This is a genomic window from Bordetella hinzii LMG 13501, assembly GCF_001548475.1.
Lineage (GTDB): Bacteria > Pseudomonadota > Gammaproteobacteria > Burkholderiales > Burkholderiaceae_B > Bordetella > Bordetella hinzii.
The window spans coordinates 1-20,610 of the sequence record NZ_LRUJ01000029.1; the positions used below are offsets into that span (position 1 = coordinate 1).

18 protein-coding genes are annotated in these 20,610 nt (G+C 67.5%); 15 read left to right on the forward strand and 3 right to left on the reverse strand.

All coding sequences use genetic code 11. The features are described 5' to 3' along the window. From odhB to AXA74_RS17245, 7 genes are all read left to right on the forward strand, one after another. Positions 1-901, forward strand: a 901-nt coding sequence (gene odhB / locus AXA74_RS17215; RefSeq protein ID WP_060833235.1) for a 2-oxoglutarate dehydrogenase complex dihydrolipoyllysine-residue succinyltransferase, incomplete at its 5' end; no start/stop codon positions are given. 70 nt (positions 902-971) lie between these two features. Further along, positions 972-2,399 (forward strand): dihydrolipoyl dehydrogenase, encoded by a 1,428-nt coding sequence (gene lpdA, locus AXA74_RS17220; protein ID WP_029578623.1) that lies wholly within the window; start codon positions 972-974, stop codon positions 2,397-2,399. 77 nt (positions 2,400-2,476) lie between these two features. Next, complete coding sequence (gene zapE / locus AXA74_RS17225) at positions 2,477-3,568, forward strand: cell division protein ZapE (protein WP_029578622.1); 1,092 nt, start codon at positions 2,477-2,479, stop codon at positions 3,566-3,568. Between the two features lie 148 nt (positions 3,569-3,716). Then, positions 3,717-4,013, forward strand: coding sequence for a DUF3649 domain-containing protein (locus tag AXA74_RS17230; RefSeq protein WP_029578621.1), 297 nt, complete (start codon positions 3,717-3,719; stop codon positions 4,011-4,013). Beyond that, positions 4,010-5,614 (forward strand): PepSY-associated TM helix domain-containing protein, encoded by a 1,605-nt coding sequence (locus AXA74_RS17235; protein ID WP_029578620.1) that lies wholly within the window; start codon positions 4,010-4,012, stop codon positions 5,612-5,614. The genes AXA74_RS17230 and AXA74_RS17235 overlap by 4 nt, the downstream gene beginning before the upstream one ends. Further along, entirely contained in the window at positions 5,611-5,949 is a 339-nt protein-coding gene (locus tag AXA74_RS17240; protein ID WP_029578619.1) for a DUF3325 domain-containing protein, read from the forward strand. The genes AXA74_RS17235 and AXA74_RS17240 overlap by 4 nt, the downstream gene beginning before the upstream one ends. 43 nt (positions 5,950-5,992) lie before the next feature. Continuing rightward, a complete protein-coding gene (locus tag AXA74_RS17245) occupies positions 5,993-7,309 on the forward strand; it encodes a tryptophan--tRNA ligase (protein WP_029578618.1) in 1,317 nt (438 codons plus the stop codon). A gap of 61 nt (positions 7,310-7,370) precedes the next feature. Here the strand turns inward: AXA74_RS17245 and tex are convergent, their stop codons facing one another. Further along, positions 7,371-9,752 carry an RNA-binding transcriptional accessory protein Tex gene (gene tex, locus AXA74_RS17250; RefSeq protein WP_029578617.1) on the reverse strand — a complete coding sequence of 794 codons (2,382 nt, stop codon included), beginning with the start codon at positions 9,750-9,752 and terminating at the stop codon, positions 7,371-7,373. 165 nt (positions 9,753-9,917) lie between these two features. Between tex and AXA74_RS17255 the strand changes: the two genes are divergently transcribed. Then, positions 9,918-11,963, forward strand: coding sequence for an ATP-dependent DNA helicase (locus AXA74_RS17255; protein WP_032955832.1), 2,046 nt, complete (start codon positions 9,918-9,920; stop codon positions 11,961-11,963). Here AXA74_RS17255 and AXA74_RS17260 read toward each other — a convergent pair. Continuing rightward, positions 11,936-12,844 (reverse strand): LysR substrate-binding domain-containing protein, encoded by a 909-nt coding sequence (locus tag AXA74_RS17260; RefSeq protein WP_029578615.1) that lies wholly within the window; start codon positions 12,842-12,844, stop codon positions 11,936-11,938. The two genes, AXA74_RS17255 and AXA74_RS17260, sit on opposite strands and share 28 nt — an antisense overlap. Positions 12,845-12,964: 120 nt before the next feature. On the opposite strand from AXA74_RS17260, the gene AXA74_RS17265 reads away from it, so the two are divergent. Genes AXA74_RS17265 through AXA74_RS17285 form a run of 5 tightly spaced genes read left to right on the forward strand, consistent with a single transcriptional unit; the run spans position 12,965 to position 17,825 of the window. Beyond that, complete coding sequence (locus AXA74_RS17265; RefSeq protein WP_048940233.1) at positions 12,965-13,972, forward strand: Bug family tripartite tricarboxylate transporter substrate binding protein; 1,008 nt, start codon at positions 12,965-12,967, stop codon at positions 13,970-13,972. A 26-nt stretch (positions 13,973-13,998) separates the two neighbouring features. Further along, positions 13,999-14,982, forward strand: a complete 984-nt coding sequence (locus AXA74_RS17270) for a Bug family tripartite tricarboxylate transporter substrate binding protein (RefSeq protein WP_032978165.1) — start codon at positions 13,999-14,001, stop codon at positions 14,980-14,982. A 34-nt stretch (positions 14,983-15,016) separates the two neighbouring features. Continuing rightward, complete coding sequence (locus AXA74_RS17275) at positions 15,017-16,132, forward strand: C45 family autoproteolytic acyltransferase/hydolase (RefSeq protein WP_029578612.1); 1,116 nt, start codon at positions 15,017-15,019, stop codon at positions 16,130-16,132. 17 nt (positions 16,133-16,149) lie between these two features. Beyond that, positions 16,150-17,004 carry a polysaccharide deacetylase family protein gene (locus AXA74_RS17280; RefSeq protein ID WP_048940232.1) on the forward strand — a complete coding sequence of 285 codons (855 nt, stop codon included), beginning with the start codon at positions 16,150-16,152 and terminating at the stop codon, positions 17,002-17,004. Next, positions 17,001-17,825, forward strand: a complete 825-nt coding sequence (locus AXA74_RS17285) for a polysaccharide deacetylase family protein (protein WP_080700556.1) — start codon at positions 17,001-17,003, stop codon at positions 17,823-17,825. Before AXA74_RS17280 ends, AXA74_RS17285 begins: the two co-directional genes overlap by 4 nt. Positions 17,826-17,886: 61 nt before the next feature. Here AXA74_RS17285 and AXA74_RS17290 read toward each other — a convergent pair whose 3' ends face one another. Next, entirely contained in the window at positions 17,887-18,711 is an 825-nt protein-coding gene (locus AXA74_RS17290; RefSeq protein ID WP_048940230.1) for an outer membrane protein assembly factor BamD, read from the reverse strand. 76 nt (positions 18,712-18,787) lie between these two features. Between AXA74_RS17290 and AXA74_RS17295 the strand changes: the two genes are divergently transcribed. Both AXA74_RS17295 and pgeF read left to right on the forward strand, forming a co-directional pair. Continuing rightward, the gene (locus AXA74_RS17295; protein WP_032955829.1) at positions 18,788-19,747 is read left to right on the forward strand and encodes an RluA family pseudouridine synthase; all 960 of its coding nucleotides are present in this window, start codon (positions 18,788-18,790) and stop codon (positions 19,745-19,747) included. Continuing rightward, on the forward strand, positions 19,735-20,493 hold the full coding sequence (gene pgeF, locus AXA74_RS17300) for a peptidoglycan editing factor PgeF (RefSeq protein ID WP_029578607.1): 759 nt from the start codon (positions 19,735-19,737) through the stop codon (positions 20,491-20,493). Before AXA74_RS17295 ends, pgeF begins: the two co-directional genes overlap by 13 nt. Positions 20,494-20,610: the final 117 nt, after the last annotated feature.

Below are 20,610 nucleotides of genomic sequence, written 5' to 3' on the forward strand. Positions count from 1 at the left end.
GGCCGCCGCCAGCACCTCGGCCGCCGGCGTGGCTTCGCCCGCCGCCGCCAAGATCCTCGCCGAGAAGGGCGTGGACGCCGCCAACGTGGCCGGCAGCGGCCGCGACGGCCGTGTGACCAAGGGCGATGCCCTGGCCGCCGGCGCCGCGCCCGCCAAGGCCCCGGCCGCCCCGGTCGCGCCCCCGACGCTGTCGCTGGACGGCCGTCCGGAGCAGCGCGTGCCCATGAGCCGCCTGCGTGCCCGCGTGGCCGAGCGCCTGCTGCAATCGCAACAAGAAAACGCCATCCTGACGACCTTCAACGAGGTCAACATGCAGGCCGTCATCGACCTGCGCAACAAGTACAAGGACAAGTTCGAGAAGGAACACGGCGTCAAGCTGGGCTTCATGTCCTTCTTCGTGAAGGCCGCCGTGGCCGCCCTCAAGAAATACCCGGTCATCAACGCCTCGGTCGACGGCAAGGACATCATCTACCACGGCTATTTCGACATCGGTATCGCTGTCGGCAGCCCGCGTGGCCTGGTGGTGCCCATCCTGCGCAACGCCGACCAGCTGACCATCGCTGAAATCGAGAAGACCATCGCCGACTTCGGCAAGCGCGCCGCCGACGGCAAGCTGGGCATCGAAGAAATGACCGGCGGCACGTTCTCCATCTCCAACGGCGGCGTGTTCGGTTCGATGTTGTCGACCCCGATCATCAACCCGCCGCAATCGGCCATCCTGGGCGTGCACGCCACCAAGGAGCGTCCGGTTGTCGAGAACGGCCAGATCGTCATCCGCCCGATGAACTACCTGGCCATGTCCTACGACCACCGCATCATCGACGGCCGCGAAGCCGTGCTGGGCCTGGTCGCCATGAAGGAAGCGCTGGAAGACCCGCAACGCCTGCTGCTGGACCTGTAATCCGGCTTCGGGCGGGGCCGGGCGTGCGCGCCCGGCCCGTCTTCCTTCCTATTTCCCCCGCGAGAACACTATGTCCAAACAATTCGACGTCGTCGTCATCGGCGCCGGCCCCGGCGGCTATATCGCCGCGATCCGCGCCGCTCAACTCGGCATGTCGGTGGCCTGCATCGACGCCTGGCAGAATGGCGACGGCGGTGCCGCTCCCGGCGGCACCTGCACCAACGTCGGCTGCATCCCGTCCAAGGCGCTCCTGCAGTCCTCGGAAAACTACGAAGAGGTCAACCACCACTTCGCCGAGCACGGCATCGAGGTCAAGGATGTCAAGCTGAACCTGGATACGCTGATCGGCCGCAAGAACAAGGTCGTCAAGCAGAACAACGACGGCATCCTGTTCCTCTTCAAGAAGAACAAAGTCACCTTCTTCCATGGCAAGGGCGCCTTCGCCGGCCAGGTCGAGGGCGGCTGGGCCATCAAGGTCACCGGCACCGCCGAAGAAGACCTCGTGGCCAAGCATGTCGTCGTGGCCACCGGTTCGTCGGCGCGCGAGCTGCCGGGCCTGCCCTTCGACGAAAAGAACGTGCTGTCCAACGATGGCGCGCTGAACCTGTCGGCCGTGCCCAAGAAGCTGGGCGTGATCGGCGCCGGCGTGATCGGCCTGGAAATGGGCAGCGTGTGGCGTCGCCTGGGCGCCGAAGTCACCATCCTGGAAGCCATGCCGGAGTTCCTGGCCGCCGCTGACCAGCAGGTCGCCAAGGAGGCCCTGAAAGCCTTCACCAAGCAGGGCCTGGACATCCAGACCGGCGTGAAGATCGGCGAGATCAAGGCGACCGCCAAGTCCATCACCATTCCCTACACCGACGCCAAGGGCGGCGAGCAGAAGCTGGTGGTCGACAAGCTGATCGTCTCGATCGGCCGCGTGCCCTATACCGGTGGCCTGAACGCCGAAGCGGTCGGCCTCAAGCTGGACGAGCGCGGTTTCATCGCCGTGGACGGCGACTGCAAGACCAACCTGCCCAACGTCTGGGCGGTGGGCGACGTGGTGCGCGGCCCCATGCTGGCGCACAAGGCCGAGGAAGAAGGCGTTGCCGTGGCCGAGCGCATCGCCGGCCAGCATGGCCATGTCAACTTCGCCACCGTGCCCTGGGTCATCTACACCTCGCCGGAAATCGCCTGGGTGGGCAAGACCGAGCAGCAGCTCAAGGCCGAAGGCCGCGAGTACAAGGCCGGCTCCTTCCCCTTCATGGCCAACGGCCGCGCGCGCGCCATCGGCGACACCACGGGCTTTGCCAAGGTGATCGCCGATGCCAAGACCGACGAGGTCCTGGGCGTGCACATCATCGGTCCCATGGCTTCCGAGCTGATCTCCGAAGCCGTGACTATCATGGAATTCCGCGGCGCTGCCGAAGACATCGCGCGCATCTGCCATGCGCACCCGACGCTGTCCGAAGCCGTCAAGGAAGCCGCCCTGGCGGTGGACAAGCGCACGCTGAATTTCTGATTCCGCTCGCGTCCTGATCCATCGCGACGCCGTCAATCCGCAAGGGTTGGCGGCGTTTGCGCTCTTAGATTTCCGACATGAACGCCCGCGAATACTACGAGAACGCCCTGGCCGAACGGGGCTACAAGCCGGACGAGGCGCAATTGCGCGCCGTCGACCGCCTGCAGAAGTACTACGACGACTGGGTGCGCTTCAAGGCGATGCGCTCCAATGCCCTGAAAAAGCTCCTGAACCGTCCGGACGTCCCGCGCGGCGTCTATCTGTGGGGGGGCGTGGGCCGCGGCAAGAGCTTCCTCATGGATGCCTTCTATGCCACCGTCCCGGTGGTGCGCAAGACGCGCCTGCACTTCCATGAATTCATGCGCGGCGTGCACCGCGAGCTCGAGAACGTCAAGGGCATGCAAGACCCTCTCGACGAAGTGGCGCGGCGGGTGGCCAAGCGCTACCGCCTCATTTGCTTCGATGAGTTCCACGTCTCCGACGTGGCCGATGCGATGATTCTGTACCGGCTGCTGCTCAAGCTGTTCGAGTACGGCACGTCCTTCGTCATGACCTCGAACTACGAGCCCTCGACCCTCTATCCCGAGGGGCTGCATCGCGACCGCATCCTGCCGGCCATCGAGCTGATCCAAAGTCGCATGGACGTGCTGAACGTGGATTCGGGCATCGATTACCGGCGCCGTTCGCTGGAGCAAGTGCAGTCGTATCATTACCCGCTGGATGCCGCCTCGCGCCAGGCGCTGGACGAGGCCTTCGGCAAGCTGGCCGATACGGCGCCCCAGGATCCCGTGCTGCATATCGAGCATCGCGAAATCCGCGCCCAGGCGCTGGCCGGCTCCGTGGTGTGGTTCGACTTCGCCACGCTTTGCGGCGGCCCGCGCTCGCAGAACGACTACCTCGAGCTGGCCAACCGCTTCCATGCGGTCATTCTTTCGGATGTGCCGCGCATGGGGCCGCGGCAGGCTTCCGAGGCGCGCCGCTTCACCTGGCTGATCGACGTCTTCTACGACCACAAGGTCAAGCTCATCATGTCGGCCGAATGTCCGCCCGAGGAGCTTTACACGCAAGGCGCGCTGGCCAACGAGTTCCATCGCACGGTGTCGCGCATCCTGGAGATGCAGTCGCGCGAATACCTGGAGTCCGAACGCCGGCAGATCGGCACGCTCTGACCCGCACCCCGCCTTCGCGGGGTTTTTTGCGCGGCGGCGGCAGGTCCGGCGGGGGAGGGGAGGTCATGTCTGGATCATTGCAATTAGGAATGATTATAATTTGCAGGTTCCTTTAAATGGCATCGGCCTCCTCTTCCTTGGCATCAATGTGAAAGCTCCCAATACCGGCGCGGGCCTGCTGCGCTACCGTCTTGCCGTGGCCTCCCGCGCCGTGGCCGCCATCGGCGGCGGCTATGTGCTGGCGTCGGCCGCCGCGGCCTGCCTGGCCGTCTGGCTGCCGCTGCCGCGCGTCGATGCCGTGGTCACGGCGCAAATGCTGTCGTTCGTGGTCTATGCCTGCGCGGTGATCTGGGTGTTCGCGACTTATAGCGCCTGGCGCGCCTGGGCTGGCGTCATGGCGCCGGCGCTGTTGCTGGCCGGGCTGTACTGGCTGGGGGCGCGATGACGGCCGCCAAACCCGCCCGCCGGCAGGCCGAGGGCCTGCGCCAAGCCATGTCCTGGCTGCACACCTGGTCGGGGCTGATTTTCGGATGGGTGCTGTTCGCCATGTTCCTGACGGGCTCGCTGGCGTTTTTCCGGCCCGAGATCACTCGGTGGATGCAGCCTGAAATCACCTCGCAGATGGCCTCGCCGCTCAAGTCGGTCGAGACCGCCGAACGCTATCTGCGCGAGCATGCCGCCGATGCCACGCGCTGGTTCATCAGCATCCCGACGCCGCGCGAGCCTTTCATCTCGGTCTCCTACCAGCGTCCCAAGCCGCCGCCGGGCGAGCGCGCCTTCAAGCGCGTACAGCTCGATCCCGCCACGGGGCAGGAAATCTCCGCCCGCGCCACGAGGGGCGGCGAATTTTTCTATCGCTTCCATTTCGAACTCGAAATGGGCTTTCCGTGGGGACGCTGGCTGGCCAGCATCGCCGGCATGTTCATGCTCGTGGCCATCATCAGCGGCGTTATCACGCACAAAAAGATCTTCACGGATTTCTTTACTTTCCGGCCGCGCAAGGGCGGGCAGCGCGCCTGGATGGACGGCCACAACGCCTTGTCGGTGCTGGGCCTGCCGTTCCATCTGATGATCACTTTCAGCGGCCTGGTGCTTTTCATGGCCATGCTGATGCCGGCCGGCATCGTGGCCGCCTACGACAATGAGCGGGCCTATTTCGATGAGCTCTTTCCGGCTTTCGCGCTGACGCCGGCGCAGAAGACGGCCGCGCCCCTTACGCCGCTGGCGCCGCTGGTGCAGGCGGCCGAGGAGCGCTGGCCAGGCGGGCAGGCCGGCCGCCTGGTCGTCAACCATCCGGGCGATGCCGGGGCGGTGGTGACGGTGTCGCGTTCGACCGCCGACCGCGTCTCTTATGGGCGCCTGGCGCCCACGGTGTCCTTTGACGGCGTCACGGGCCAGATGCGCGTCAGCCGCGAGGCCGAAAGCGCCGTGGCCACGACGGCAGGGACCATCGTCGGGCTGCATCTGGGCTTGTTCGCCCAGCCGGTCCTGCGCTGGCTGTACTTTCTGGTGAGCCTGGCCGGCACGGCCATGGTAGGCACCGGCCTGGTGCTCTGGGTCGCCAAGCGCCGCCAGAAGCTGCCGGCGGGGCGGGGCGACACGCTGTCCTTGCGGGTGATCGACGCCTTGAATGCCGGCACGGTGGCCGGGGTATGCCTGGGCGTGGCGGCTTTTTTTCTCGCCAACCGGCTTCTGCCGCTGGACCTGCCCAAGCATGAGCTATGGGAGTCGCGCAGCTTTTTCATCGCCTGGGGCGCGAGCCTCGCCTATGCCTTCGTCCGCTACCGCAGCAAATGGCGCGACTTGTTGGCGCTGGCCGCGCTGGCCTTCGCGCTGCTGCCGGCGGTCAACGCCATGACGACTTCGCGCCACCTGGGCGTGTCCTTGCGCGCCGGCGATTGGGTCATGGCCGGCTTCGACCTCAGCTGCCTCGCCACGGGGCTTTTGCTGGCCTGGGTCGCGCGCCGTTGCGCGCGCGGCAAGGCCGCCGCACCGCGTCCCTCGCGCGCCGCCATCGAGGCGCGCGCGCTGGAGGGACAGGGATGAACGCCGCCGCTTTCTGCCTGGCCTATGGCGGTTTCTGCGTGCTCTCCATGGCCATGGAACGTCATTTCGAGGAGGTCTTCGATCGTGGGTTGCGGACCGGCCTGCGCCGCGCCCTGAGGACGGCCGGCGCCCTGATCCTGGCCTTGTCGCTTGTGCTGTGCGCGCGGATCGACGGCTGGTCCTATGGCATCGTGCTCTGGACCGGCATGCTCACCCTGGCGGGCCTTTTGCTCATCTGGATCATGGCCTACCGCCCGCGCCTGGCCTTGGGGACAGGCGGGGCCTGCCTGGCCGCGGCCCCCCTGTTTGCCGCCCTGGCAAGCCTGGCACGGTAAACTGGGGGCTTGTTCTGTCTTCGGCCGCTTACTTTTTCGTCTCATGACTATTCGCGTTCTTACGGGCATCACCACCACCGGCACCCCCCACCTGGGCAATTATGCGGGCGCCATCCGCCCCGCGGTGCGCGCCAGCGAACAGCCTGGCGTGGACGCTTTCTTCTTCCTGGCGGACTATCACGCCCTGATCAAGTGCGATGACCCGGCCCGCGTGGCGCGCTCGCGCCTGGAGATCGCCGCGACCTGGCTGGCCGCCGGCCTGGACCCGGAGCGCGTGACTTTCTATCGCCAGTCCGATATCCCGGAGACGACCGAACTCTGCTGGTTCCTGACCTGTGTGACGGCCAAGGGCCTGATGAACCGCGCGCATGCCTACAAGGCCGCCGTGGACCAGAACGAGGCCAAGGGAGTGGAGCCCGATGACGGCGTGACCATGGGCCTGTTCTCCTATCCGGTGCTCATGGCCGCGGACATCCTGCTGTTCAATGCGCACAAGGTGCCGGTCGGACGCGACCAGGTGCAGCACCTGGAAATGGCCCGCGACATCGCCCAGCGCTTCAATCACCTGTACCAGGGCGATTTCTTTGTGCTGCCGGAAGTGCAGGTCGAAGAAGAGGTCGCGACGCTGCCTGGCCTGGACGGCCGCAAGATGTCCAAGAGCTACAACAACACTATTCCTCTGTTCGAAGGCGGCGCCAAGGCCTTGCGCGGCGCGATTTCGCGCATCGTGACCGATTCGCGCCAGCCGGGCGAGCCCAAGGACGCCGAGGCCTCGCATCTGTTCACGCTGTATCGCGCCTTTGCCCAGCCGGACGAGATCGCCGCCTTCCGCCGCGAGCTCGAGACCGGCCTGGGCTGGGGGGATGCCAAGCAGGTCCTGGGCGACCGCCTGGAACGCGATATTGCTCCCATGCGCGAGAAGTACAACGAATTGATGGCCAATCCGGCACGCATCGAGGACATCCTGCAGGCCGGCGCGAGCAAGGCGCGCAAGCTGGCCAGCCCCCTCATGGCGCGCCTGCGCGACGCCGTAGGCCTGCGCACCCTGGGCGCGGGCCAGGCGGCCGGCAAGGGCGCCGGCAAAAAGGCCGCCGCCAAGGACGCCCGCTTTGTCAGTTTCCGCGACACCGACGGCAGCTTCCGCTTCCGCCTGCTGGCCGCGGACGGTGAAGAATTGCTGCTGTCGGACCGCCACGCCGATCCCAAGGAGGCCGGCGCCCTCATGCGGCGCCTGGCCGATGCCCAGCTGCGTGAGCAGGACGGCGGCGTGGAAATCCTGCTGGACGGCGCCGTGGTGGCCCGCGGCCCGGGTCAGGCCGACAAGGTGCGGCAGGCCCTGGCCAGCCTGCGCCAGGAATAAAAACCGCGGCTCCAAGAAAAATCCGCCCCTGGGCCCAGGGGCGGATTTTTTTTCGTGGCGCTTAGCGCTTGAGCTTGGCGAAGGCGTCGGCCATGGCGCTGTTGGCAGGCGGGGCGCTGCGCGCGCCGCCGCCATCGTTGCGGCGGGGGCCGCCGCGTTGGGCGCCGGCGTTGCCGCGTTCGTTGCGCGGGGCCGCGGCGCGGCGCGGTTCGGCGGCATCATTAAGACGCATGGTGAGCGCTACGCGCTTGCGCTGCACGTCGACCTCCAGCACCTTGACCGTCACGGTCTGGCCTACGCGCACGACGTCGCGCGGATCCTTGACGAATTTCTCGGCCAGCGCGGAGATGTGCACCAGGCCATCCTGATGCACGCCGATGTCGACAAAGGCGCCGAAGTTGGCCACGTTGGTGACCACGCCTTCGAGCAGCATGCCGGGGTGCAGGTCGTTGAGGGTCTCGACGCCTTCCTTGAATTGGGCCGTCTTGAACTCGGGGCGCGGATCGCGGCCGGGTTTTTCCAGTTCGGCGAAGATGTCGCGCACCGTGGGCAGGCCGAAGCGCTCATCGGTGAAATCGGCCGGCGAGACGCCCTTGAGCGCCTCGCGCTGGCCGATGATCTGCCGCACGTCGGCCTGGATGCGGGCCACGATGCGCTCGACCACGGGATAGGCTTCGGGGTGGACGGCCGAGGCGTCCAGCGGGTTTTCGCCGCCGGGGATGCGCAGAAAGCCGGCCGCCTGTTCGAAGGCCTTGTCGCCGAAGCGCGGCACCTTGCGCAGGGTCTCGCGCGTGGGGAAGGCGCCATTTTCGTCGCGCCAGCTGACGATGTTCTTGGCCAGCGAGCTGTTCAGGCCCGAGACACGTGCTAGCAGGGCGGCCGAGGCGGTGTTGACGTCCACGCCCACGGCGTTGACGCAGTCCTCGACCACGGCGTCCAGCGAGCGGGCCAGCTCGCGCTGGTTGACGTCATGCTGGTACTGGCCCACGCCGATGGCCTTGGGGTCGATCTTGACCAGCTCGGCCAGCGGATCCTGCAGGCGGCGGGCGATGGACACCGCGCCGCGCAGGGTCACGTCCAGGTCGGGGAATTCAAGCGCGGCCACCTCGGAGGCGGAGTAGACCGAGGCGCCGGCTTCGGACACCACGACGCGGGTGAGCGAAAGTTCGGGGAACTGGCTCATCATGTCGGCCACCAGCTTTTCGCTTTCGCGCGAGGCCGTGCCGTTGCCGATGGCGATGAGCTCGACCTTGTGCTTGGCGCACAGCGCGGCCAGCGTGTTGATGGTGCCCTTGCGGTCCATGCGCGGTTCGAAGGGGTAGACGGTGGCGGTGTCCACCACCTTGCCGGTGCGGTCGATGACGGCGATCTTGCAGCCCGTGCGGATGCCAGGATCCAGGCCCAGCACGGTCTTGGGGCCGGCTGGCGCGGCCAGCAGCAGATCCTTGAGATTGGCGGCGAAGACCCGGATGGCCTCGGCTTCGGCGTCTTCGCGCAGGCGCCCGAAGAATTCGCTCTCGAAGGCCGTGAGCAGCTTGACGCGCCAGGTCCAGCGGCAGACCTCGCCCAGCCAGCGCGCGCGCGGCGAGGCATCCAGCGCGAACAGGTCGTTGCCCAGCTTCAGGAAGCCGGCGATGCGCGCCACGCAGGGGTGGGGCGTCTGGGCCTCGAGTTCTTCCTGCAGGCCCACGCGCAATTCCAGCACGCCTTGCTGGCGGCCGCGCATGAGCGCCAGCACGCGGTGCGAGGGCAGGGTGCGCAGGGGCTCGTTGAAATCGAACCAGTCGCGGAAATTGGCTCCCTCGGCTTCCTTGCCGTCGACCATCTTGGAGTACAGCAGGCCCGTGGACCAGATGTATTCGCGCATATTGGCCAGCAGGTCGGCGTTCTCGGCAAAGCGTTCGGCCAGGATGTCGCGCGCGCCGTCCAGCGCGGCCTTGGCGTCGTTGACCCCCGCTTCGGGATTGAGATACTGCGCGGCCAGCGCCGCCGGGTCGCAGGCCGTGTCGGCCAGGATGGCGTCGGCCAGCGGCTCCAGGCCGGCTTCGCGCGCGATCTGGGCGCGCGTGCGGCGCTTGGGTTTGTAGGGGGCGTAGAGGTCTTCCAGGCGCTGCTTGGTGTCGGCGCTGGCAATTTCCTGTTGCAGTTCGGGGGTCAGCTTGCCCTGCTGATGGATGGAGTCCAGGATGGCCAGGCGGCGCTCTTCGAGCTCGCGCAAATAGGACAGGCGGACTTCAAGCGTGCGCAGGGCGCCGTCATCCAGGCCGCCGGTGGCTTCCTTGCGGTAGCGCGCGATGAAGGGCACGGTGGCGCCATCGTCCAGCAGTTCCACGGCCGCGGCCACCTGGCTGGCGCGCACCGTCAATTCGGTGGCGAGCTGCTCGATGATCCGGGCGTGATCGACGCCCGGCGCGGCGTTCGTGAGGGCGGAAGTTTCAGACATCTCGATACGTCGACAAGGGAAAAAGAGGGGTAAGCAAGGGCCGGATTGTGCCACAAGCCACCTGTGCCAAGCAGGGCGGGTGGCGCAATCCGGTCCGCATCCGCTCGGGGACGGGACCCTGGCGGCGCGTTAATATGGCATCCAATTTAGCGCATGTCATTCCCGATGCTGGACCTGGATATTTCAGAATTTTTCGATGCCGACGGCCCGCTGGCCCAGGCCATGCCCGGCTACCGGCCCCGCCATGCCCAGGTCGAGCTGGCCCAGGCCATCGAGCGCGCCATGGCCGACCGCGCCACGCTGGTCGCCGAGGCGGGCACGGGCACGGGCAAGACCTGGGCCTATCTGGTGCCGGCCATCGTGCAGGGCGGCAAGGTCTTGATATCCACGGGCACGCGCACCCTGCAAGACCAGCTCTACGCGCGCGACCTGCCCAAGGTGCGCGCCGCGCTGGCCGCGCCGGTGACGGCGGCGCTGCTCAAAGGCCGGGGCAATTATGTCTGCCACTATCACCTGGACCGCATGCAGGGCGACGAACGGGCGCTGAAGTCGCGCAGCGAAATCGCCCAATTGCGCCAGATCCAGGTCTTTGCCGGCATTTCCAAGACGGGCGACCGCGCCGACCTAGCGCAGATCCCCGAGGACGCCGATATCTGGCATCGCGTGACGTCCACGCGCGAGAACTGCCTGGGCCAGGAGTGCCCGCGCATCCGCGACTGCTTTGTTGTCAAGGCGCGGCGCCAGGCCCAGGAGGCCGACATCGTGGTGGTCAACCACGCCTTGTTCATGGCCGACCTGGTCTTGCGCGAGGAAGGCGTGACCGACCTGCTGCCCGAAGTCGACACGGTGATTTTCGATGAGGCGCATCAGCTGCCCGATACGGCCACGCGCTTTCTGGGCAGCAGTGTGTCGACGCACCAGTTGCTGGATTTCTCGCGCGCGCTGGAGGCCGCCGGCCTGGCCTATGCGCGCGAGGCCGCCAAGTGGAGCGATGTCAGCCGGCAGGTCGAGACGGCCGCGCGCGAATTGCGCCTGGTCTGCGCGCCGCTCGAGCGCATGCCGGGGCGTAAGGCCACCTTCGAAGCCGTGCCCGAGCCCGAGGTCTTCGACGCGGCGCTGGCGCAATTGCGCGGCGTGCTGGACGCGGCCACGCGGGCCCTGGCCCAGGTGGCGGAAAAACACCCCGATCTGGCGGCCGCGGCGCGGCAGGGCGCCGATCTCTGTGTGAAGCTGGCGCGCTGGGCCACGCCGCCACGGCAAGGCGGCGATGAAGGCTGGGGCGAGGACGCCAACGCGCCGGTGGCCGACGACATGGCGCGGCTGGCGCAGAATGCGCCGTCCTGGAGCGGGCCGGCGGTGCGCTGGGTCGAGCAGGGCCAGCACCATGTGCGCCTGCACGCCGCGCCGCTGTCGGTCGCCCAGGCATTTTCGCGCTACCGCAAGCCCAGCCAGGCCTGGGTGCTGACCTCGGCGACGCTGTCGGTGCAGGGCGATTTCGGTCACTTCACGCGGCAGTTGGGGCTGTCCGATGCCCGCACGGGCCGTTGGGAGTCTCCCTTCGATTATGCCGAGCAGGGCCTGTTGTTCGTGCCGCGCGACATGCCCGAGCCGCAGGCGCCGCAGTTCGCGCAACGCTTTGTCGACAGCCTGCTGCCCCTGCTGGAGGCCAACCCCGGCGGGGCGCTGGTGCTGTGCACCACCTTGAGGGCGGTGGACCGGACCGCCGAGTTGCTGGCCGAGGCTTTCGAGGACGCCGGCCATGAGTGGCCCTTGCTCAAGCAAGGCCAATCCACGCGGCGCGACCTGCTTGACAAGTTTGCCCGCCTTGCGCATCCGGTGCTGGTGGGCAGCGCGAGTTTCTGGGAGGGCATAGACCTGCCCGGCGATATGCTGACCCTGGTCGCCATCGACAAGCTGCCCTTCGCGCCGCCGGATGATCCTGTCATCGAGGCGCGCTTGCGCGCCTGCCGGGCACAGGGCGGCAACCCCTTTGCCGAGTACCAATTGCCCGAGGCGGCCATTTCGCTCAAGCAGGGCGCCGGCCGGCTGATCCGCACCGAGACGGATTGGGGCGTGCTGATGGTGGGCGACCCCAGGCTGGTCGAAAAACCCTATGGCAAGCGGCTATGGCGCGGCCTGCCGCCGTTTGCGCGCACCCGGGATATGGGCGAGGCCCTGGCCTTCTACCGGCGGCACACGGGCGAGGACTGAGCCGCGCCGGCCGGCGCGGCCAGGTCCTGCAGATGCTCGCGCAGGATGCTGGTGAGAAAGCTGCGGCTCTCGCTTTCGAACAAGCCGATGTTGCGGTGCGCCTGCGGATCGTCGAAGTATTCCAGGCGCAGGTCCGGATCGCGGTCCCAATCGGTGCCGCGGGGCAAGGGCAGCAAGGTGACGCCCAGGTCTTCCTTGACCATGTCGATGATGGTGCGCATGGCATTCATCTCCAGCACATCGTGGGTGCGCAGGTGCAGGCGGCGCATGAACTCGTCGATCAGCGTGCCCGTATTGGAGCTGCGCGATACACGCAGAAACATGCGCGTGGCCAGGATCTCGCGCGGATCGGCGCGGGGCGTGCGGGCATTGGCGATGAAGACCAGCGGTTCGCGATAGAGCTGTGTGTAGAGCACGCCGGCCGGTAGCTTGTGCGGGCTGCGTACCGACACCGCCGCATCGATCTCGCCTTCCTTGATGCGCGAAACCAGCGCGCCCGAGTAGCTGATGCCGGGCTCGATGCCCAGGCGCGGGTAGCGCTCGCGGATACGCAGCACCGCGCGCACCACCATGCTCATGGCCGTGGCGATGCAGGCCACCTTGACCGTGCCGGCCAGCTCCCGCTGGTCAAGCTGCATATGCTGCATATCTTCATACATCACGAGCAATTGCCGCGCGCGCGGCAGCAGGCGGTGGCCGCGCTGATTGAGCACCACGGTCTTGCCCACGCGGTCAAAGACGGTGTAGCCCAGGTCCTTTTCAAGCGTCTGGATCTGCAGGCCCACGGCGGCCGGGGTGAGGCTGACATGCTCGGATGCGGCGGCGAACGAGCCGTGCGTGGCCACGGCCACGAAACTGCGGAAAACGCGGATGCTGCTCATGCCCCCACCTACACAAGATTTTCTTTTGATAGTGAAAATATATTCTAGTTTTACTTTCTATGAGAATTGACTCACAGTGGCGCCTCCAAAGAAACGCGATCAATCGCGCAGGGGGAAGCCATGTTGGACAAATCTTTGTTGGGCGGTATTTCCATGTCGCGCCGCCAGGCGCTGGGCCTGGCAGCGGCCACGGCGCTGGCCTTGCCGCTGCGCCAGGCGCTGGCGCAAGGGCTGGCGGGCCAGGGGCCCGTGGAAATGGTCGTGCCCGGCGGGCCGGGCGCGGGCACCGATGTGGTGGCCCGCGTGACGGCCAAGGGCTTGAGCGAGGGCATCAACCAAGCCGTGGTGGTCAAGAACATGCCCGGCGCCGCGGGCATCATCGGCGCCCAGGCCGTCGCCCGTGCCAAGCCCGATGGCCACAGTCTGCTGTTTGCCATTACCGGCACGCATACGGTCAACCAGTTTCTCTATCCCGACCTGCCGTATGACCCGGTCAAGGATTTCGCACCGGTTTCGCTGGTCTGCAAATACAACAATGTGCTGGTCGTGCGCCCCGATTTCGAGGCCAAGACGCTCAAGGACCTGGTCGCGCTGCTGCGCAAGCATCCGGGCAAGTTTTTCTATGGCATCACGGCCAATGGCAGTTCCAGCCACCTCGCCATGGAATTGCTCAAAAGCGAAGCCGGGCTGGACCTGCCCGGCGTGCCTTATCGCTCGGCCGCGGCCGCGGTGAGCGATTTCCTGGGCGGGCAGTTCCCGGTCTTCATGGACACGGTGATCAACCAGCTGCCCCACATCCGCGCGGGCAAGGTACTGGCGCTGGCGACCACGGGCGCGCAGCGTTCGCCCGTCCTGCCTGATGTGCCCACGATCGCCGAAAGCGGCTTCCCGTCCATCGTGGCCATAGGCTGGGGCGGGGTGATGGCGCCGGCGGGCACGCCCGATGCCGCCCTCCGGGTCTTCAACGACGCCATCCGCAAGACCATAGACGGCAACGCCTTCGATGCCTTGAAGGCGGCCGGCCTGGAAACCCAGTACACCACGCCGCAGGAGATGGGCGAGTTCATCGCCCGCGAGTCGGAGAAGTGGGGCAGGCTGGTGAAGGCCGGCAAGGTGACCGCGGGCTGAAGCCGCACCCCTCAGGAGCTATGCTTATGCCGAGCCGATTTTCCGTCAGGCGCCGCCGCGTGCTGGCTGCATTGGGCGCGCCCTTGGCCGCCTCCGTGCTGGGCCGCCATGCGCGCGCGGCCGATTTCCCCAGCCGTCCCATTATCCTGCTGTGCCCCTTCGGCGCGGGCGGCACGGTGGACCAGTACATGCGCGCCCTGAGCATGGCCGCCACGCCGGTCTTCGGCCAGAACATCCTGGTCGAGAACAAACCCGGGGCCGGCGGCACGCTGTCGGCCGCCGTCGTGGCCCGGGCGCGCCCCGATGGCTACACGCTGGCCATGACCACGGGCTCCACCTTCCGCGCTCCTTGGCTGGAGCCGCAGATCGGGTTCTCACCGTTGACCGACTTCAGCTACGTCATCGGCATGACCAGCCTGGAGTTCTGCGCGGTGGTGCGCGCCGACTCGCCGTTCAAGACCTTTGCCGATTTCATGCGGGCCGGCCAGCAGCGTCCGGGCCAGGTCCAGTACGCCGCGGGTGATCCCACGACCCTGGTGCCCGTGTCCATGGTCGATATCGAAGCCCGCTATGGCGCGAAGTTCCAGCATATTCCGTTCAAAAGCGGCTCGGACATGGTGACCGCCGTGATGGGCGGGCATGTGGAAGTCGTGATCGATTCGGTGGGTACTTATGTGCCGCAGATCAAGAGCGGCAAACTGCGGCTGCTGGCAGCCCTGGGCGAAAGCCGTTTTGCGGCCTGGCCGCAGGTGCCCACGGCGCGCGAGCAGGGTTTCGAGGTCGTGCTGAGCGCGCCCATGGGCCTGGTGGGCCCCAAGGGCATGGCGCCCGATATCGTGGCGTCCCTGCACCAGGGGTTCAAGCGCGCCATGCAGGCGCCGGCGGTTGCCCAGGTGCTGGCCGTGCTCAACCAGCCCGCGTGGTATCGCGACCCCCAGGACTTCGCGGCCTATGCCCGCGAGGCCTATGAAAGCAGCGGCGAGCAGTTGCGCCGCGCCAAATTGATCTGAACCAGGGCGCTGCGCGCCTTATGCAAGGAACACTATGACCCAGGCATTTCCATTGATCGAGATATCGGGCGCGCCGCGGGAGCGGGGCCGGCAATACGGCCGCAAGGCCGCCGAGCGCATCGTCAAGGGCGTCAGCCACTACTCGGCGCAGATACAGAAGCTCGGCCTGGACCAGCCCAAGCTGGCGGCGGTGATCCGCGACTATCTGCCGGTGATGGAGGGTTTCGATGCCGCGCACGTCGAGGAGATGCGCGGCATCGCCGAGGGGGCTGGCATCCCGTTCGAGGATGTGGTGCTGCTCAATGCGCGCAGCGAAGTCCTCAAGCTGGCGGCCAGCCCGGCGCTGCGCGAGCGCCTGCAGGCTGCCGGCGAAGTCGATGACGGCTGCACCGGCGTGGTCGTCATGCCGGGCGCCACCGCGCGCGGCCAGCTGCTGCACGCCCAGAACTGGGACTGGAAGCACGAGTGCGCGGAGACCGCCGTGGTGCTGCGTGTGCGCCGCGAGGACGGGCCGGACATCCTGACGTTCACCGAGGCCGGCGGCCTGGCCCGGTCGGGCCTGAACGCAGCCGGCATCGCGCTGACCGCCAACTTCCTGGAGTCCAGCCTGGACTACCGCAAGGTCGGCGTGCCGCTGCCCCTCATCCGGCGCAAGATCCTCGAGCAGGAGCACCTGGCGCTGGCCATGCGCGCGGCCTATGTGACGCGCAAGTCCGGCTCCAACAACATGATGGTCAGCCACGCGGGCGGCGTGGCCGTCAACTTCGAGTGCGCGCCGGACGAGACTTTCCTGCTGCATCCCAGCGACGGCCTGCTGGTGCATGCCAACCATTGGCTCAGCCCCGTCGCGCTGGGCAAGCTGCGCGACACCGGCATTGCCTCCACGCCCGACACCCTGTATCGGGATACGCGCGTGCGAGAGCTGCTCGAGCCGCATCGCGGCGCCATCGAGGTCGCGCACATCAAGGCCGCCTTGCTGGACGATTTCGCTTCGCCCTGGTCGGTCTGCCGCCCGCCCAGGCTGAACCTGGCCAGCAATCTGAGCGCCACGGTCGCCACCGTCGTGATGCAGCCGGCCGCGCGCCTCATGGAGGTCGCGGCGCTGCCGGCCGTGTCCGCCGAGTTCACCGCTTACGGTTTTGCCGACTGAGCCGGCAAGGAGCAACGATGCCATATCCCCAATTGACCCGCTTGGCGGCCCGGCCCGAGGCCTTGGCCACGCTGGCCGGCGCGCGCTGCGTGGTGGCCTATACCGTGGATTTCGACGGCACCGGCAATGAGGTCGGCAAAGGCCTGGAGCCCTTCGGCATGCACTCGGCCGGCCGCTACTCGGCGCGCCGCGGGGTGCCGCGCCACTTGGACATGCTCGAGCGCCTGGGCATCCCGGCGACGTTCTTCGTGCCTGGCTACGACGCCCAGTGCTCGCCGCAGGCCGTGCGCGCCATCCATGCCGACGGCCACGAAGTCGCCGCGCACGGCTATGTGCATGAAGGTACGCTGTATGAGCCGGCCGAAGAAACCCGGCGCCTGCGGCTGACGCATCGCATATTGTCGGATCTGCTGGGCACGGCGCCGCGTGGCTGGCGCTCGCCGTCCGGCCAGAAGACCAGCGTGACGCTACCCGTGCTGCACGAGCTGGGCTATGAGTACGACAGCAGCGACAAGGACGCGGACCGTCCTTATGTGCTGGACCTGGGGGAGGGGCGCAGCATGGTCGAAATCCCCAACAATACCTACAGCCTGGACGATTTTCCGTTCTTCCATTTCTCCATGACGCCGGTGTCCGAAGTGCAGGCGCAGTGGCGCGACGAGTTCGACGAGCGTTATGCGCGCGGCGGGTTCTTCATGCTGACCGTGCATCCGCGCGCCGGCTGGGGGTCGGGCACGCCGCGGCGCGTGCGCGCGGTCGAGGAGACCTTGCGCCATATCCAGCGTCATGAGGGCGTGAGATTCGCCACGCTGAGCGAGATCCGGCGCTGGGTCGCCAGCGCCGGCGAGCAATTCGATGAGGTGCGAGTATGAGCGCGAAACAAGGGCTTGCCGCTTGCCCGGTGATGGTGGGCATCAATGTCGACATCGACGCGGTGGACGCGGCCAACGCCGGCCAGGCCGGTCTGTTCGGCCGCTACTCCTACGGCCGCTACGGCGCGCGCGAAGGTATCTGGAACCTGTTCGAGGCGCTGGAAGACAACGGGGTGAAGGCCAGTTTCTTCGTTGTCCCGCAGGACATGGAACGGCATCCGCGGGTGCTGGCCGCCATTCTCGACGGCGGGCACGAGCTGGCGGTGCGCGGCTGGGTGCGCGAGCGCGCCGGCGCCGCCGAGCAGCTCGACCAGCTGGCCCGTGACCGCGAGGCCCTGGCCCGGGTGAGCGGAGTGAGCAGCCAGGGATGGCGTGCCCTGAACGGCCTGGTGACGGCGGCAACGCTGCCGGCGCTGGCCGAGGCGGGCTATGCCTACGATAGCAGCGCCCAGGACGACGACAACCCTTATGTCATGGGCCACGGCGACGGCCCGGCCCTGGTGGAGCTGCCGGTGTTCGATTATCTGACCGACAGCAGTTTCTTTGCCCAGCGCCACAGCGACGCCCGCGCCGCCCAGGCCTGGCGCGAGGAGGCCGATGCCCAGTATTGCGCCGGCGGCTACGTCAATCTGACACTGCATACCCGGGGCGACAGCGGTTCGGGGCGTTTGCCGCGCGCGCGCCGCGTGGGCGAGTTCTTGCGCGAACTGCGCGCGCGCCCTGGCGTGGCCTTCTATCGCGGCGATGCGCTGGCCGCCGCCTGGCGGGCCGCCCATCCCGCCGCCGAGCCCTATCCGGTGATGCCCGCGCCGCAGCTCTGACGCCCGCCCGTCCCGAAAAACAACGGCTCCCTGGGGGAGCCGTTGTTCATTGCGCAGACGATCAGCGGAATTGGAAGGGGTTCCACCAGCTCTTGTCGTCCTTGAAGCCTTCGGTCTTGAACTTGCTGTTGGGGAAGTTCTTGTCCAGCACGCGCTCGGTATCTTCCTTGAGTTGCTTCATCTCCAGCTTGTCGTAGGAGAGCGTCATGATGTAGAGCGCCTCTTCGGTGGCCGGCGCGCCCTCGAAGTCGGTGATGACGGTCTGGGCGCGGTTGATGGCCGCGACATAGGCGCCGCGCGTGTAGTAGTAGCGCGCGACGTGCACTTCGTTCATGGCGATGGCGTTGACCAGCCAGGTCATGCGCTTTTCGGCATCCGGCGTGTACTTGCTTTGCGGGTAGCGCTTGATCAGTTCGTTGAAGGCGTCATAGGACGCGCGCAGGCCCTTGGGATCGCGCTCGGCCGGATCCTGGCCGGTGATATTGGTCATGAAGGCGCTGGCCGGCGTGAAATTGATCAGCCCCTTCAGGTAGAGGACGTAGTCCGTGCCGGGATGGTTGGGATAGAGCTGCTGGAAACGGTCGATGGCGGCCAGGGCCTGTTCGTTCTCGCCGTCCTTCCAGTTGACATAGGCCAGCTCGATCAAGGCCTGCTGGGCATAGGTGCCGAAGGGGTAGCGGCTCTCGATGGCGGTCAGGCGGTCGCGGGCTTCTTTCCAGTTGCCGGCGGCGACTTCCTGCTTGGCGTCGGCATAGAGCTGCTCGGCGCTCCAGCCGGCGGTCTTGTCGTACTTGGTGTCGGAGGAGCCGCAACCGGAGACCAGGAGCACGGCGGCGAGCGCCAATGCGGCGCTCAGGGCCTTCCCGCGGCGGGAGGCGGGATTCATGGGAGCAGCGTTGCGGAGAATCACGAGAGTCGTTTCCTTGGTGTTAGCATGCTGGGCTGATTATATGATTTGTGCCATGTCCGATACAGCCGCCAGCGCCGAGCCGCTCTCCGACGACGAGCCTTTGGCGATTTTCATCCCTCCGGACACCCCCGCCGACCGCCTGGACAAGGTGCTGGCCGGCCTGATGCCCGGGCATTCCCGCAGCCGCCTGCAGGGTTGGATCGAGGCCGGCCATGTGCTGGTCAACGGCGCGCCGGCCAAGGTGCGCCAGCCGGTGGGGCCGGGCGACCAGCTGACGGTATGGGAGCAACCCGCGCCCGAAAGTCTGGCATTTTCGCCGGAACCGGTCGATTTCGAGGTGGTGGACGCCAGTTCGGACTGGATCGTCGTCAACAAGCCGGCCGGGCTGGTGACCCATCCCGGGGCCGGCAACTGGAGCGGCACCTTGCTCAACGGGCTGCTGTATCGCTACCCCGAGCTGGCCCGGGTGGCCCGGGCCGGCATCGTTCACCGGCTTGACAAGGATACCTCCGGCCTGATGGTCGTGGCCCGCAATGAACTGGCGCAGACCCATTTGGTGCGCCAATTGCAGGCGCGCAGCATGGGACGCGAGTACATCGCCCTGGCGCATGGATGGCTGCGCGCCGCCGGCACCGTGGACCGGCCCATCGGCCGCGATGCCCGCGTGCCCGTGCGCATGAGTGTCGAACGCCCCATCGCGGCCAAGCCGGCCGTCACCCATTACCGGCCCGCGCGCCAGGGCCAGGCCGCCGAGGAGCGTGTCACCGAGGTGATCTGCCGCCTGGAGACCGGGCGCACTCACCAGATCCGGGTGCATCTGGCCAGTCTGGGGCATCCGCTGCTGGCCGACACGCTTTACGGCGGGCGCGCGCTGGCGGGGGCCACGCGCCAGATGCTGCATGCCCGGGCGCTGCATTTCGATGACCCGGGCGGGCGCGGCGAGCTGGCTTTCGAGGCGGCCGTGCCTCCGGACATGCAAGACGTACAGGGAGCTGTGACATGGATCGCGTGATGGCCGGCCTGCCCGTGGTCAGCGGCCAGGACTGGCCCGGCGTGGCCTATTTCTGTACCACCCGCGAGGGCGGGGCGGGGGTGGCGCCGCATGACACTTTCAATCTCGGCATCCGCGCCGGCGACCGTCCCGAGACGGTCGCCGAGAACCGCCGCCGGCTGGCGGCCGCGCTGCCGGGCGAGCCGCGCTGGCTGCGGCAGGTGCATGGCAATGCCGTGCACGATGCCGACCTGCCGCCGCCGGACGGCGAAATCGCCGCCGATGCCAGCGTCACCACCCGGCCCGGCCAGGTATTGGCGGTCTTGGTGGCGGACTGCTTGCCTGTGCTCATGGCCGACGAGGCCGGCCAGGTGCTGGGCGCCGCGCATGCCGGCTGGCGCGGCCTGTCCTCCGGCGTGCTGGAACACACGCTGGAATTGATGCGCCGCAAAAAACCGGCCGCCGGCGGCTGGCGGGCCTGGGTGGGGCCGGGGATAGGACCGGCCTTCTTCGAGGTGGGCGCCGACGTGCTGGAGGCCTTCGGCGCGCCCGCCGATGTCGAGGCGGCGGCCTGCTTCCGCCCGCACGCGCCCGGCAAGTGGATGGCCGACCTGCCCGGCCTGGCGCGCCTGCGCCTGCAACGGGCCGGGGTGGCCCGGGTGGAGCTGAGCGGTCTTTGCACCTACGGAGACCGGGCGCGTTTCTTCTCCTATCGCCGCGACCGCGAAACGGGCCGTATGGCCATGCTGGCTTGGCTGGCCGCCTGAGTTGATCTGCATCAAGCCGCCCCGCCGAACCGCCCCGGACGCCGGGTTATGCTGGCGGCGTTTAGCCTTGGATTACCCGCATTGACAGCCATTTTGCCGACATGCACCATCGAATCG